Source organism: Sphaerospermopsis kisseleviana CS-549, from assembly GCF_028329225.1.
Lineage (GTDB): Bacteria > Cyanobacteriota > Cyanobacteriia > Cyanobacteriales > Nostocaceae > Sphaerospermopsis > Sphaerospermopsis kisseleviana.
The window spans coordinates 26,577-39,766 of record NZ_JAQMTI010000327.1 but is presented as its reverse complement, the minus strand read 5'-3'; the positions used below and the strand labels follow the sequence as shown (position 1 = coordinate 39,766).

At 35.2% G+C, this 13,190-nt stretch carries 15 protein-coding genes and 1 pseudogene; 7 read left to right on the top strand and 9 right to left on the bottom strand.

The window, feature by feature from the left end; all coding sequences use genetic code 11:
* Positions 1–191: 191 nt before the first annotated feature.
* The 4 genes from PN497_RS25695 (at position 192) to PN497_RS25680 (ending at position 2,117) form a co-directional block, all read left to right on the top strand.
* Entirely contained in the window at positions 192–611 is a 420-nt protein-coding gene (locus PN497_RS25695; RefSeq protein WP_096569955.1) for a hypothetical protein, read from the top strand.
* Positions 598–810, top strand: a complete 213-nt coding sequence (locus PN497_RS25690; RefSeq protein ID WP_096569953.1) for a DUF6887 family protein — start codon at positions 598–600, stop codon at positions 808–810. The genes PN497_RS25695 and PN497_RS25690 overlap by 14 nt, the downstream gene beginning before the upstream one ends.
* Positions 811–885: 75 nt before the next feature.
* A complete protein-coding gene (locus PN497_RS25685) occupies positions 886–1,425 on the top strand; it encodes a Uma2 family endonuclease (RefSeq protein ID WP_096569951.1) in 540 nt (179 codons plus the stop codon).
* Positions 1,426–1,577: 152 nt separating this feature from the next.
* A complete protein-coding gene (locus PN497_RS25680; RefSeq protein ID WP_096569949.1) occupies positions 1,578–2,117 on the top strand; it encodes a Uma2 family endonuclease in 540 nt (179 codons plus the stop codon).
* A 153-nt stretch (positions 2,118–2,270) separates the two neighbouring features.
* Here PN497_RS25680 and PN497_RS25675 read toward each other — a convergent pair whose 3' ends face one another.
* Both PN497_RS25675 and PN497_RS25670 read right to left on the bottom strand, forming a co-directional pair.
* Positions 2,271–3,740, bottom strand: a complete 1,470-nt coding sequence (locus PN497_RS25675) for a M16 family metallopeptidase (protein WP_272111056.1) — start codon at positions 3,738–3,740, stop codon at positions 2,271–2,273.
* A gap of 247 nt (positions 3,741–3,987) precedes the next feature.
* Entirely contained in the window at positions 3,988–5,595 is a 1,608-nt protein-coding gene (locus PN497_RS25670; protein WP_096569945.1) for a M16 family metallopeptidase, read from the bottom strand.
* A gap of 150 nt (positions 5,596–5,745) precedes the next feature.
* On the opposite strand from PN497_RS25670, the gene PN497_RS25665 reads away from it, so the two are divergent.
* Positions 5,746–6,360, top strand: coding sequence for a TetR/AcrR family transcriptional regulator (locus tag PN497_RS25665; protein WP_096569944.1), 615 nt, complete (start codon positions 5,746–5,748; stop codon positions 6,358–6,360).
* A gap of 109 nt (positions 6,361–6,469) precedes the next feature.
* On the opposite strand, the gene PN497_RS25660 is transcribed toward PN497_RS25665, so the two are convergent.
* From PN497_RS25660 to PN497_RS25640, 5 genes and pseudogenes are all read right to left on the bottom strand, one after another.
* A complete protein-coding gene (locus PN497_RS25660; RefSeq protein ID WP_096569942.1) occupies positions 6,470–6,922 on the bottom strand; it encodes a DUF4332 domain-containing protein in 453 nt (150 codons plus the stop codon).
* Positions 6,923–7,075: 153 nt separating this feature from the next.
* Positions 7,076–7,873: a PhzF family phenazine biosynthesis protein gene (locus PN497_RS25655; RefSeq protein WP_096572748.1), complete on the bottom strand. Its 798-nt coding sequence runs from the start codon at positions 7,871–7,873 to the stop codon at positions 7,076–7,078.
* Positions 7,874–7,951: 78 nt separating this feature from the next.
* Entirely contained in the window at positions 7,952–8,524 is a 573-nt protein-coding gene (locus PN497_RS25650) for a Uma2 family endonuclease (protein ID WP_096569940.1), read from the bottom strand.
* Positions 8,525–8,671: 147 nt separating this feature from the next.
* Positions 8,672–9,004, bottom strand: a complete 333-nt coding sequence (locus PN497_RS25645; protein ID WP_096569938.1) for a XisI protein — start codon at positions 9,002–9,004, stop codon at positions 8,672–8,674.
* A gap of 17 nt (positions 9,005–9,021) precedes the next feature.
* Positions 9,022–9,117, bottom strand: a pseudogene (locus PN497_RS25640) (element excision factor XisH family protein); the annotation flags it as partial.
* 287 nt (positions 9,118–9,404) lie between these two features.
* Here PN497_RS25640 and PN497_RS25635 point away from each other — a divergent pair.
* Positions 9,405–11,192 (top strand): hypothetical protein, encoded by a 1,788-nt coding sequence (locus tag PN497_RS25635; RefSeq protein WP_096569934.1) that lies wholly within the window; start codon positions 9,405–9,407, stop codon positions 11,190–11,192.
* Here PN497_RS25635 and PN497_RS25630 read toward each other — a convergent pair.
* Positions 11,175–11,294, bottom strand: a complete 120-nt coding sequence (locus PN497_RS25630; RefSeq protein WP_096569932.1) for an element excision factor XisI family protein — start codon at positions 11,292–11,294, stop codon at positions 11,175–11,177. The genes PN497_RS25635 and PN497_RS25630 overlap by 18 nt on opposite strands.
* 403 nt (positions 11,295–11,697) lie before the next feature.
* On the opposite strand from PN497_RS25630, the gene trxA reads away from it, so the two are divergent.
* A complete protein-coding gene (gene trxA, locus PN497_RS25625) occupies positions 11,698–12,015 on the top strand; it encodes a thioredoxin (RefSeq protein ID WP_096569930.1) in 318 nt (105 codons plus the stop codon).
* A 157-nt stretch (positions 12,016–12,172) separates the two neighbouring features.
* Here the strand turns inward: trxA and prmA are convergent, their stop codons facing one another.
* Positions 12,173–13,093, bottom strand: a complete 921-nt coding sequence (gene prmA / locus PN497_RS25620) for a 50S ribosomal protein L11 methyltransferase (RefSeq protein ID WP_096569926.1) — start codon at positions 13,091–13,093, stop codon at positions 12,173–12,175.
* Positions 13,094–13,190: the final 97 nt, after the last annotated feature.

Genomic DNA, 13,190 nt, shown 5'->3' with positions numbered 1-13,190 from the left:
GTGTTGCGCCAGTAGTAGTCGTTGTTGCTTGTTAACTTTGAGTTGGGTTTTGAATCCTAGTAGCATACAGTGATTTTACTGTAATTCTGTCACAAAGCAAAAGATGACAGGAAATTTTCAGTAAATGTGAGTATTTGTTAGGATTGGTTAAGAAAACAGTAACTAGCTACTAACCTTTTTTATTTGGTGTTATGGGTCTTGCTTTTGGTGCTTTTGCTGCTTATGCTGCGGGAGGTAAGAATAGACAAGCAGCTAAACATTACAAAAAAATTGCTAATGAATTAAGTGATAAATATACCAATTTAGAAAAAGGATATCATCAACTTACTGATGAAAATAATCAAAAGATTGGTGAATTAAATCAGGCTAGAGAAGTAATTGCACAAAACACACAAATTATTGATGAATTAACAAGTAGATATGACAATCTAGAGCAAGAATATCATCAAATAACTGATGAGAATAAACAACATCTTCATAATTTAGCTAATTCTCAAGAATTAATTACCAGAAATAAACAGGTTATCGGTGAATTAAATGATAAATTTGGAAATTTACAGAAAAAATATGATGAACTTATTAATGGAGATTTATTAGATGAGCCTAACTAACTATAATGCCATGTCTGATGCTGAATTAAAGCAATATTGCCTCAAACATCGTGGAGATAAAATTGCTTTTCAAACATATTTAGACCGAATCAATCAGCGTCCTCAGAGAATAATTGCTAGTTTCAATGATCCTGATTTTGATGAAAAAGTACAAGCAGCTATTCGTGAAAAACTAGAAAGAAATCGTCAAAATATGTAATAGTAATATTCTACTATTTGCAAAAAATTAGATTAAAATATTAACATTGCCTCAGTATTTCAGGAGAAAATCATCATGTCTTTAACCGTGAAAGAACTAGAAGAAATACAGACAGCATATCCAGATTATCGCATGGAATTAGTAGATGGGAGTATCATTATTATGAGTCCGTCGGCTTATGAACCAGAAGAAGTAGGTACTGAGTTTGCGCGAATTTTAGGAAACTGGGTTAGACCTCGTAAACTAGGCCGTATAGTGGGTTCTAGTGCGGGTTTTAAATTACCAAATTCTGATTTACGTGCGCCCGATGTTTCTTTTGTTCGTGCTGAGAGACTGAAAATATCAACAGAAGATTATGCCGAATTAGTTCCTGATTTGGTAGTGGAAGTAAAATCTAAAACTGATTCTATAGATAAACTGAGAGAAAAGATTCAAGAATTTATTAAATTAGGTTCACAGGTGGGAATTTTAATTAATCCTAAAACTAGAACATTAGAAGTTTCTCGAAATGGTGAAACAGAAATTTTCAAAGATGGTGATATTTTAACATTGCCTGATTTATTACCTGGTTTTGAATTGGTCATTTCAGAAATTTGGCCTCCTGTTTTTGAGTAGTGTCGATAATTAGTCCTATATGTATTGTTTCTGCAATATTATTAATAATAATATCATCTTTAACCTAAAATTGAACACATCAGATATAATCAAATATAACAATACACAAAAATCAGCAGAGTATTTCCGTAGTATTTCAGGAGAAAATCATCATGTCTTTAACCGTGAAAGAACTAGAAGAAATACAGATAGCATATCCAGATTATCGCATGGAATTAGTAGATGGGAGTATCATTATTATGAGTCCGTCGGGTTATGAACCAGAAGAAGTAGGTACTGAGTTTGCATCTTTGTTAAGAAACTGGGTTAGACCTCGTAAACTAGGCCGTGTCGTGGGTTCGAGTGCAGGTTTTAAATTACCAAATTCTGATTTACGTGCGCCCGACGTTTCTTTTGTTCGTGCTGAGAGATTGAAAATATCAACAGAAGATTATGCGGAATTAGTTCCTGATTTGGTAGTGGAAGTAAAATCTAAAACTGATTCTATAGATAAACTGAGAGAAAAGATTCAAGAATTTATTAAATTAGGTTCACAGGTGGGAATTTTAATTAATCCTAAAACGAGAACATTAGAAGTGTCTCGTGATGGTGAAACAGAAATTTTCAAAGATGGTGATATTTTAACATTGCCTGATTTATTACCTGGTTTTGAAGTGGTCATTTCAGAAATTTGGCCTCCTGTTTTTGAGTAGTTTTGATAATGGAAATTGGCAATTAGTAAATAGACAACAATTACCAATCACCAATTACCAATTACCAAGTTTTAAGTTTTCAAACTCACACCAAACAGTATTGAACTGCAAATAGATTGATTTTGGTGTTGATTTTTGTGTTGATTTTGGTGTTTATTTCTGTGCTTGGGTTTGAGAACCGGGAATAGTAACATCTATGGGTGTCACTGTAGCTGCTAACTGAGTTAATGGTGGTTTAATAGCGGTTTGATTTCCCACTACTAGGGTAACTAAATTTTCTGGTTTGAGGTATTTTCTGGCCACTCTTTGTACATCTGCTGTTGTGGTTGCAGTGACAGCTTTTTGATAACGAAACAGAAAATCAGCAGGATATCCATAATATTCGTAGCGCATTAATCGAGATAAAGTTTGACTGGGATCTTGAAAATTGAATACAAAAGAATTGAGGGTAGATTCTTTGGCATAATTTAATTCTTTTGCTGTTACCCGTTGATTTTGTATCCGTTTAATTTCTGTTTTCAATGCTTTCACAAACTGTACTGTAGCATCAGAACGAGTTTGTCCACCAGAAATAAACATTCCCGGATAATCGAAACGGGGACTCCACATACCATATACAGAATAAGCTAAACCTTGACGCGATCGCACTTCATTAAATAATCTTCCCCCAAATCCATTTAACACCCCATTCATGACACTTAATGCAGCATAATCAGGATTATCGAAAGTTCCCCCCAAATGTCCAATGAGAATATTACTTTGTGTGAGTTGGGGTTGATTAACAAAAAATACACCACCTAAATTAGCTGATGATACTTGCGGTAGTTGCGTTTTAGAAATATTAGGGTTAGGTTTCCAGTCACCAAACTTTTCTTGAATGAGCGATCGCATTTGTTTGGGGTTAAAATCTCCTACAATTCCCAAAATCATATTATTAGGATAATAATATTGTTGGTAGAATTTAACCACATCTTCACGGTTAATTTGATCCAGAGTTGCATATTCTACCGTGCGAGAGTACGGGCTTTCTGGACCATAGATTAATTTTCTAAACTCCCGACTAGCAATATCATCTGGATCATCATTGCGACGAGCAATACCACCCTTAACTTGAGTTTTAATCAAATCTAACTTTTCTTGAGCAAATGCTGGTTCTCGCAACACTTCAGCAAATAACCCAAAAACCGTTTCTAAATCTTCAGTCAAACTGTCAAAACTAGCAGTACCAGCAGTTTCACTCATCTCTGTTTCAACAGAAGCTGCTCGTTGTTCCAGTATCTCATTTAATTGATCTGGAGAATGTTTGAGAGTACCACCAGTTCGCATCAGTGAACCAACAACATCCGCTAACCCAACTTTATCACCTGATTCCCAACGGCTACCAGTTTTAACCAGAGTCGTGCCACTGACTAAAGGTAACTCATGATCCTCAATTAAATAGACAACCAAACCGTTATCTAATACAAACCGTTCATATTTCGGTAATTTAATTTCCGACAAAGGAGTAAACTGTAAATCTGAATAATGCTTTGCTGCTGCCGTCGCTACCCAAGAAAAATTAAAAGTCAGCAGAAAAGCAATCACCAAAGCGGAAATAAACCGCCAACTCTTAGAAAACTTCAATGAAAACTTCAACTTCTTAACCTTCACATTTAACCTCTCTTCTTCCTTTGTGTACTTTGCGGTTCATAACTCTTATTTTGCAGGGAATAGGGAGCAGGGAGCAGGGAGCAGGGGGCAGAAGGCAGGAGTTTTTTATTTTGGATTTTGGATTTTGGATTTTGGATTGTTTTTGTGATCTCTAATCTAAAATCTAAAATCTAAAATCTAAAATCTAAAATTTTCTTCCCCAGTCCCCAGTCCCCAGTCCCTATCCTTGCTTCGACAACAACTTACCCACAGTGCGATTTTCTGGGGTAAAAGTTGCCTGTGCTACCCGTTGAATATCCGCAGGTGTAACTTTAGCAATATCATCCAATTGTTTAAATAAATTGCGCCAAGAGCCGGTTTTGACTTCATATTCCAATAATTGCTGCGCCATGCCCATATTAGAATCTAAACTGCGTAATAAACCCGCTCTAGCTTGAGTTTTCACCCGCTGTAATTCTGTTGCTGATACAGGTTCTGTTTTCAATTTTTCAATTTCTTTACCGAGAGCGATCGCCAATTCATCAACTGTATGTCCTGGTGCTGTCAGGGCATAAAATAACATTAAATTCCCATATTTATCACCAGGAAAACCACTCAGACCTTGAGCAGCTAAAGCTAACCGTTGTTTTTCAATCAAAGACTTATAAAGTCTGGAAGTGCGTCCATCACTTAATAAACTGGCCATAATGTCATAAACTGCATTATCAGGATCAGTGATAGCGGGACGGTGATAACCTTCAAAATACCAAGGTTGAGAAGATAACTCTACAGTAATTTCTCTGGGTTCATTTTGTTTCGGTTCTAGAGGAATTTTTGCCTGTGCTTTAGGTTTAGACTGATAACGTCCAAAGTAAATTTTGGCTAATCTTTTCACCTCATCCGGGTTAACATCACCGACAACAGCAATGGTTAAATTACTGGGAACATAATAATTATCAAAAAATTGTTTGACATTTGCTGGTGAAAGATTACGGATATCTTCGTCATAACCTATTACTGGTCTTCTGTAGGGATGGACCTTAAAAGCAGTATCCATAAATTTTTCTACCATGAAACCGACGGGAGAATTTTCTACACGCATCCGTCGTTCTTCTAAAATTACATCTCTTTCTTTATAAAACTCCCGAAAAACAGGTTCTAAAAATCGCTCTGACTCTAAAGACATCCACAGTTCCAATTTATTAGCGGGAAAACTGTAAAAATAACGAGTAGCTTCACTAGAAGTAGTAGCATTTAAACCTACACCTCCCGCTTGCTCAACAATTTTACCTATTTCGTTTTGCTTAACCAACTTCTGAGCCTGATTTTCTAATGATTTAAACTCAGTTTGTAGCTTTGCTAAGTCTTCTGTTTTATTTTGAGCTTTGGCGGTTCTAATTTGCTGATCTAATTGTTCTAACTGGTTTAATAATGGTTTTTCGGCTTGATAGTCTGTTGTACCAATGCGTTTTGTACCTTTAAAAGCCAAATGCTCTAAAAAATGCGCTACTCCTGTTTGGCCATCAGGTTCATCTATACCACCAACATCAGCATAGGTGACAAAGGAAACTACAGGGGCTTGATGTCGTTCTAAAACTATGAATTTCAGCCCATTATCGAGGGTAAATTCTGTTAACTCCTTCACCACCCGATCTAAATAAGGTTGAATGGAAGTTTGCTGGGGTTGCAGTGCTAAAGCTGCTGGGGTAGTGAAACTCACACCAAATATCAGCACCACTAAAGCAACTGCCAACAGACGACTGATAACATTGGAGAATGGAGACTTTTTCGTTTTATCCTTTAACCAATCCAAAATTCCAAATCTAAAATCCCAAATCGACTGTTTCATAGCAAAAATTAAAGTAAATTTACACTTCTTGAGAATTAGGTTAATTAGCAAACAGAGAGTTAATCTTATATTAAGCTTTCTGCGCTTTTTGGATTTGATGTTAGACAATATTGCTACAAGTCGTGTTCCTGAGATATAGCAATAACTACTATGCGAGTTTTTCATTCTCTCCCTCCCTCAGAAGCTCAAACCCGTGATCGCATTCTTCAGGCGGCACAGCGGTTATTTGCATCTCAGGGATTTGATGGTACTACAACCCGTGATTTAGCACAGGCCGCAGGTGTGGCTGAGGGTACGCTCTTTCGTCATTTTGCCAATAAAAAGGCAATTTTGGTAGAGGTGGCGACAAATGGCTGGGTGGAAATTCTCACAGATTTGTTGACAGAATTGAGTGAAATGGGTAGTTATAAAGCTGTAGCCCAGGTAATGCGCCGTAGAATGTGGAATATGCGGAAAAATGTGGACATGATGCGAGTTTGTTTCATGGAAGTGCAGTTTCATCAAGATTTGCGCGATCGCATTCAAACCGAAGTCATTGATAAAATGACAGATGTGGCAGAAGCATTTTTTCAAACGGCAATGGATAAAGGAATCTATCGCCAGATGGATGCTAAATTAGTGGCTAAAGTGTTTTTGGGAATGTTTGCGATCGCAGGTTTTTCTGATAATACCCTCATCGAACCCAACGCATCACCCCAAGAAATGCAACAGATGGCTGAAGGTTTGGCTGATATTTTCTTAAATGGTGTGTTAATTAAAGAGTAGGTGACTGGTGACTGGTGACTGGTGACTGGGGACTGGTGACTGGTGACAGGTGACAGGTGACAGGTGACAGTAAAAAGGGAATAGGAAATAGGGAATAATTATTTACCAATTACCAATTACCAATTACCTTTGCTTGTTGACTCCATTGTTGCACCAATTCCACAGCCGGACATAAATCACGTCGTTGAAAAGTTGCTACTTGCAAACGCATAATTTGCTGATGTAATTTATGGCTAGGAATTTCCGCCAATTGCACAACAGAAATGACACCCGCATGAAGCAATAAACCACAATATTGAGTACCCACACTGGGAAGACGTGCCAGATCCGCTAAAGCCACCCATTTATGAACATATTGAAGATTGACTTGTAATTTACTTGCTAATGCAAGTTTAGCTGCTGGTGTTTTCCCTTGTTTAACTACATCCAGTGTAGTTTTGATATCACAACTTTGCAATTTTAAAAGTTCCTCTGGACTTAATCCTGGTAAATTTTCAATCGGCCAGTCACAAGGTTTGAAGACACTTTTATTACTTTTAATCTTTATCTGTTTAGTAGACATTGGGTAATTGGTAATTGGTAATTGGTAATTGGTAATTGGTAATTGGTAATTGGTAATTGGTAATTGGTAATTGGTGAGAATTGATATTTGATATTTGATAGTTAATTAGGAAATATAAAATTGATTACCCAGTCCCCAGTCCCCAGTCACCAGTCACCAGTCACCCAATAACTCACCACGCATTACAGTTATAGCTTGTCCTGCTAAAAAAACGCGATTTTCACCAGGATAATAAACTTTTACTACTCCACCACGACGAGAAGCTTGATAAGCTAAAAACTCATCTTTTTTTAACCTTTCACGCCAAAATGGTGCTAAACAACAATGTGCAGCACCAGTCACCGGATCTTCATCAATACCCAAACCAGGAGCAAAAAACCGCGATACAAAATCATATTCTCCATCACCAATACTGGTAACAATTACATTAGCAACGGGTAATTTTTTCATCTGTTGAAAATTCGGCTGCATTTCCCGCACTAATTCCGCAGATGCAACTTCTACTAAATAACCTAGAGAATTGAGGTAAACTGATTTATAATCTATTCCTAAAACTTCATTTAATGCTGATGGTGGTTCTGTGGTTTGGGAATAATTTACAGGAAAATCTAACTCAATCCAATTATCTTTTTTCTGAGCAATTAATAAGCCACTTTTGGTATAGAAACGGGCTTCTCTTTCCGCTGATAAATAACCTTCTGACCATAATACATGAGCGCTGGCTAAAGTGGCATGACCACATAAAGGAACTTCTACTGATGGGGTAAACCAACGCAGATTAAAACCGTCATTTTCTCTGATCAAAAAAGCCGTTTCTGATAAATTCATTTCTTGGGCGACTTGTTGCATCCAGTCGTCTGGTTGGGGAGTTGTTAATACACAAACTGCGGCAGGGTTGCCTGTAAATAGTGTATTGGTAAAAGCATCAACTTGGGTAATTTTTTGGGTAATTTTTTGGTTCATGTTTTGGGTGATAATGAGATTATTTGCATAATATCATTGATTGATGGTTACAGCAGAAATTGAAGCTTATCGACTAGGAAAATTAACATCTTCATAAACATCGGTTAAAAGACAGTTAAAATTTACGCTTGTTAACTCCAATTGTTGATTACCTCTATAAATATAAAGTTCCCATCTTCCTTGATTATTGCGACGAAAACAATCAACTCTTTGACGATTTTGGCTCACTAAAACATATTCTTGTAATGTTTCTAATTCTTGATAGTCAATGAATTTATCACCTCTATCAAAGGCTTCAGTTGCAGGTGATAAAACTTCAATCATTAAACTTGGATAGCGTTTAAAATATTCAAAATCTGTATCTCTTGGATCGCAAGTTACCATGAGATCAGGATAATAGAAAATATCCAGAGTTTCAATTCTTGCTTTCATATCAGCAACATAAAGACGGCATCCTGTACCGCGAATATGATTTCTTAAAAGAGCAACTAAATTAGTAGTGATTGTCACGTGGGCATCACTAGCACCTGCCATTGCGTAAATTTGCCCTTGAATATATTCATGTTTAATAGGACTGGATTTTTCAGCTTCTAAGTATTCTTCTGGGGATAAATATTGGTGAGATTGGGCAAGAGTCATATATTTTATGGTTAATAATAGATGAGTTTTTAGGTGTGTTTATAGTATAGCAAATTTTGAGGTATAGCAAATTTTGAGATTTTTTTATTTCACGCAAAGACGCAGAGACGCAAAGGAAGAACGCAAAACAGAAAATGAATAAAAAATCTAAACCGATGCAAAACCAGTAAACTGTCTAACATAAGGTGATCTAAATCCTAAAACTATATCAGTTTTCGGTACACCTAACTCTACTAACTGTTGAGCAATTCCTTCTTCTGTAAAATCTCTTTCAATCCCAATTTTACCATCTTTAATCTTAATATGAATGGGACAACCATAAATTCTATTTTCATCCTTCCAGCCTGTATACAACAATAAATAAATATCCCGTTTTGTATCAAACACAATTTCTGTATTTTCTAAATCTTCCTCTGCTTGGTCTTTTGCATATTTAGAGATAATATCTTTTACTATCTCCCGATAATTTAAGGTTTCCATAATACGATTTCCTCCTTTGTTAGACGCAAATATAACGGTTCATCAGTAATTAACCAACTATCCTTTTCTAAGGCTATTTTAACAGTATTGTGAAATATATCTTTTGCTGACATAAAAAGTTAAAGTGATATTTTTTATTAAATTATACCTGAATTTTCAAGTAATGCCTCTATATTATATTCGTAGGTTGGGTTAAACAAAGTGCAACCCAACGCAATAACATTATAAAGATGTTGGGTTTCGTTCCTCAACCCAACTTACATACTTGTATAATAAAAATTAATATGATAAGCATTTGTCCTGATAGTAAATATTTTAGTTTCGTTATAATATTAACTGAGTTGTTATATATCTTTACCAATACAACTTTACCTAATTAGTTACTGAAAGGGGTATTTGTATGATTACCATTACTATCTTGATAGGTATTATCTTAATTTTGAGTTATCTTTTATTTAAAGAACATAATCAACCGCAATTAAATATTGATACACAAAATGTTCAGAATGTGGCTAAATATAATTTAATCACTAAAGTTTTTTTAGATATATTTTCTCAGTTTAAACATTTGAATAAAAAAGTTGAGATATTGACTGGTGATAATGAATCTTTACAAAAAGAGATTCAAAAGCTAGAACAACAAATTAATACTTTGCTTCAGGAATATCAAACAACTTTAGAGTTAAATAATAAGTTACAGATACAAAATACTATTTTTACACAAAGAAATCTAGATTTAGAAACTAACCAAAAATCCTTTATTCAAAAGTTGGGTGGTATTGTTTATAAGGAGAATTTAGAAGATAAAACATGGGATTTAGTTCTAGAGAAAGTTCAGGTGTTAATGAATGAACGCAATGAAACTGTAATAAAACTTCAAGCGATTAACCAAGATTTTGAAGTTATTAAACAGACGAATGAGATTCTTCTTAGAGAAAAGAATACTTTTAATCAATCTCTGGAAGTTCTCAAGTCTATCATCGCTACAAAAGAAAATGAGATTAATTCATTAACACCAAAGTTGAGGGGTTTAGAATTTAGATGTGAAGAGTTAGTTAAAGATTTACAGTCTAGAACTGATAATAATATTGAGTTGGAAAAAATCAAAAATGATTTAAAAAATCTGCAAGATGTGATAATTCACAAGGATGATTTAATTCACAGTTTGGAAATAGAAAAGAGTGAGAATTTACAAAAGATATCTTTATTAGAAGCAAGTGTTATTACTGAAAAATCTAATTGTGAATTACTGATACAGGAGAAAATTATTTTGAATAGTCGTGTGCAACAATTAGAAGGTGAAATTGAAGTTTTAAATAATAAACCTATAGATATTAATATAGAAAGGTTAGAATCTGAGATTCTTGAAAAAAATAATCAGATTAAGAATTTAGAAGATGAGAAAAATCAAAATATTCAAAAAGTAAAGCAGTTGGAAATAAGCGTTACTGAAAAAGAATTAGAGTTAAAAACAACTATAGAAGATAGTAATAATCGTATTCAAGAATTAGAAGAGGAAAGAGATTCTTTAACTGCTGATTTAAGAGATATTGAAAGAAAATTAAGAGGTGTTGAAAGTGAATTAAGTGTATTTAAAGGTGGTAATATTAGTGGTTTGACTGAGGAATTACAAAAACAGATTGCTCAAAAAGATGCTGTGATCAAAAAATTGGAATTTGAAAAATCTGAAATCCTTGAACGTCTCAATATATTAGCGGAAAGTTTTGATGAATTAACAGAAGATTTTAATGAATTAACAGATAATTTCAATGAATTAACAAGGAATTTTAATCAGAAAGAATACCAACTAGAAGTAGTTACAATAGAGAAAATTGATCTGGATAATCGTGTTAAAGAGTTGGAAGCTGATGTTAAAGCATTGGAAGGAGAACAGTCTTTGTTAATTCAGAAGTTAAGAGATAAAAAATCAAAAATTAGTGAATTACAGCAGGATCTTTCATTAATGTCTGAGTATGCAGATGATCTAGAACAATATGCGGAAGATTTAGAACAGTATTATTTAGAAGAGTTAGAAATCTATTCAGATACGAGCAATATAAACGACTTAGAATTGACATTAGACAATTTTACTGATATTGATATTCTCATGATTCAGTTGTTAGAAGATTTAATGATCATGAATATTAAAGTTATGCTGATGTTTTATTTATTACGAAATATAAGGTGATGCAAAACCAGTAAAATGTCTCACATGAGAGGATATAAAACCTAAAACAATATCCGTTTTTGGTACTTCCAAATCTACTAACTCACTAGAACACCGATTCATTAATCGTAAGGGCGAAGCATTCGGACAGAATATGAACTGGTTTCAGCGATAGGTTATCACCCGAATGCTTCGCCCCTACAAGGTAAAAACAGATTACCTAGCATTACTGAATCGACGTTCTAGCGACTCCTTCCTCTGTTAAATCTGTAATACTATCAAGCTATTGTCTCCCTTGCTCACTTTGAGCGTTTTTTCTTTTTCCCCTACTTATTGAGCCGATACGATTTGATCACCACAAAAAAAGAAAATGTTTAAATTTAGAAACAATACTTAATAAATTTATTGAGAACATCAACCAATATCAAGAAACCGCAAAATTTCTCAAGAAAAAATAAAATTCCACCGATTCTAATTTCTAAGAACTACCATTAAAACAAACAATCAAAAATTGGTGTGTGCCATCATGACAACTAAAAAGCAATTTAACAGCTTTGAAGAAATGCTCTCTGGTTCTGATGTACCAGTGTTAGTAGACTTTTACGCTGAATGGTGTGGTCCTTGTCAGATGATGGGACCGATTTTAGAACAAGTGAATCTGCAATTAAAAGACCGTTTACGAATTGTCAAAATTGACACTGAGAAATACACTCAATTAGCTAGTCAATATCAAATTGCAGCTTTACCAACCTTGGTATTATTTAAGAATGGTCAACCTGTAGATAGAATTGAAGGTGTACTGCAAGCACCACAATTAATTCAACATCTGCAAAAACTGGTTTAATTTGGTGATTGGTGATTGGTGATTGGTGATTGGTGATTGGTGATTGGTGATTGGTGATTGGTAATTGGTGATTGGTAATGGGTAATGGGTTATTAATCTTCCCAGTCCCCAGTCCCCAGTCCCCAGTCCCCAGTCCCCAGTCACCAGTCACCAGTTTTTAAGAACGTCTGGCATTTAAACAACACCATTCTTTGCGTTTCCACAGGGTAGCCACAACCCAACCATTTTGTTCTAAAACATCAGCCACAGCTTTAGATTGTTCTAATAAAATACCACTAAAAATACCCCAGGTACTTGGTTTAATAATAGCTGCCATTTCTGGAATTAACTCAATAATGACATCAGCCAAAATATTACAAACAATACCATCAACTGGCTGATCAATTATTTTTGTCAAAACGTCCACACTACCCAAGGCTGGGATCAAGCGTTCTGAATTAATATCATTAAGGGTGCGATTGCTCAAAGTTGATTTTACCGCCAAAGGATCATTATCAACTGCATAAACTTTTTTTGCCCCCAGGAGTATAGCACCTACAGAAAGGATACCCGAACCGCAGCCAATATCCGCAATTACTAGGGAATCTTTTTTATTCTCTGTACCTATAAAAGAATCAGGAATTGCACTTAGGCGCATTTCCAGAGATTCTAGACATAGTTGAGTTGTGGCGTGATTACCTGTACCAAAAGCAACACCAGGATCAAGACGAATCACCAACCGTTCTGATGATGCAGGTAATGGTAGCCATGCGGGGTTGATCAAGAAGCGATCGCCAATATCTTGAGGTTGCCAATATTGTTTCCAACTACTAGACCAGTCTTCCTCATCAATCAAATTCCAGTGTAACAGCGGAGAAGGCAACCCGATACACAAAGCATCTTGACGCAACCATAAAGATAACGCCGATAAATCTAATAATTGTGCTTGAAAGCTAGGCAAATAAGCCTTTAATAGCGATGAATTTCCTTTGCTTTCAATAGCAGTACCACGACAGCCAAAAGTTTCCAGTCGCCAAAAGATAGAATCTTCTAGGTCTGGTTCACATAAAATTTTCAGTTCCCACCAAGTATTTGCCATAGAATTTTAAATTACTAGTACAGGGAACAGGGAACGGGGAACAGGAAACAGGGAATAAAGAATATAACTGTCACCTGTCACCTGTCACCTGTCACCT

Excerpts from the sequence above, each read along its gene's own strand:
- PN497_RS25660 (WP_096569942.1), bottom strand. The coding sequence starts at position 6,922 with ATGTCTACTAAACAGATAAAGATTAAAAGTAATAAAAGTGTCTTCAAA.
- prmA (WP_096569926.1), bottom strand. The coding sequence starts at position 13,093 with ATGGCAAATACTTGGTGGGAACTGAAAATTTTATGTGAACCAGACCTA.
- PN497_RS25630 (WP_096569932.1), bottom strand. The coding sequence starts at position 11,294 with ATGAATCGGTGTTCTAGTGAGTTAGTAGATTTGGAAGTACCAAAAACG.
- PN497_RS25665 (WP_096569944.1), top strand. The coding sequence starts at position 5,746 with ATGCGAGTTTTTCATTCTCTCCCTCCCTCAGAAGCTCAAACCCGTGAT.
- trxA (WP_096569930.1), top strand. The coding sequence starts at position 11,698 with ATGACAACTAAAAAGCAATTTAACAGCTTTGAAGAAATGCTCTCTGGT.
- PN497_RS25645 (WP_096569938.1), bottom strand. The coding sequence starts at position 9,004 with ATGGAAACCTTAAATTATCGGGAGATAGTAAAAGATATTATCTCTAAA.
- PN497_RS25695 (WP_096569955.1), top strand. The coding sequence starts at position 192 with ATGGGTCTTGCTTTTGGTGCTTTTGCTGCTTATGCTGCGGGAGGTAAG.
- PN497_RS25690 (WP_096569953.1), top strand. The coding sequence starts at position 598 with ATGAGCCTAACTAACTATAATGCCATGTCTGATGCTGAATTAAAGCAA.
- PN497_RS25680 (WP_096569949.1), top strand. The coding sequence starts at position 1,578 with ATGTCTTTAACCGTGAAAGAACTAGAAGAAATACAGATAGCATATCCA.
- PN497_RS25670 (WP_096569945.1), bottom strand. The coding sequence starts at position 5,595 with ATGAAACAGTCGATTTGGGATTTTAGATTTGGAATTTTGGATTGGTTA.
- PN497_RS25650 (WP_096569940.1), bottom strand. The coding sequence starts at position 8,524 with ATGACTCTTGCCCAATCTCACCAATATTTATCCCCAGAAGAATACTTA.
- PN497_RS25685 (WP_096569951.1), top strand. The coding sequence starts at position 886 with ATGTCTTTAACCGTGAAAGAACTAGAAGAAATACAGACAGCATATCCA.
- PN497_RS25635 (WP_096569934.1), top strand. The coding sequence starts at position 9,405 with ATGATTACCATTACTATCTTGATAGGTATTATCTTAATTTTGAGTTAT.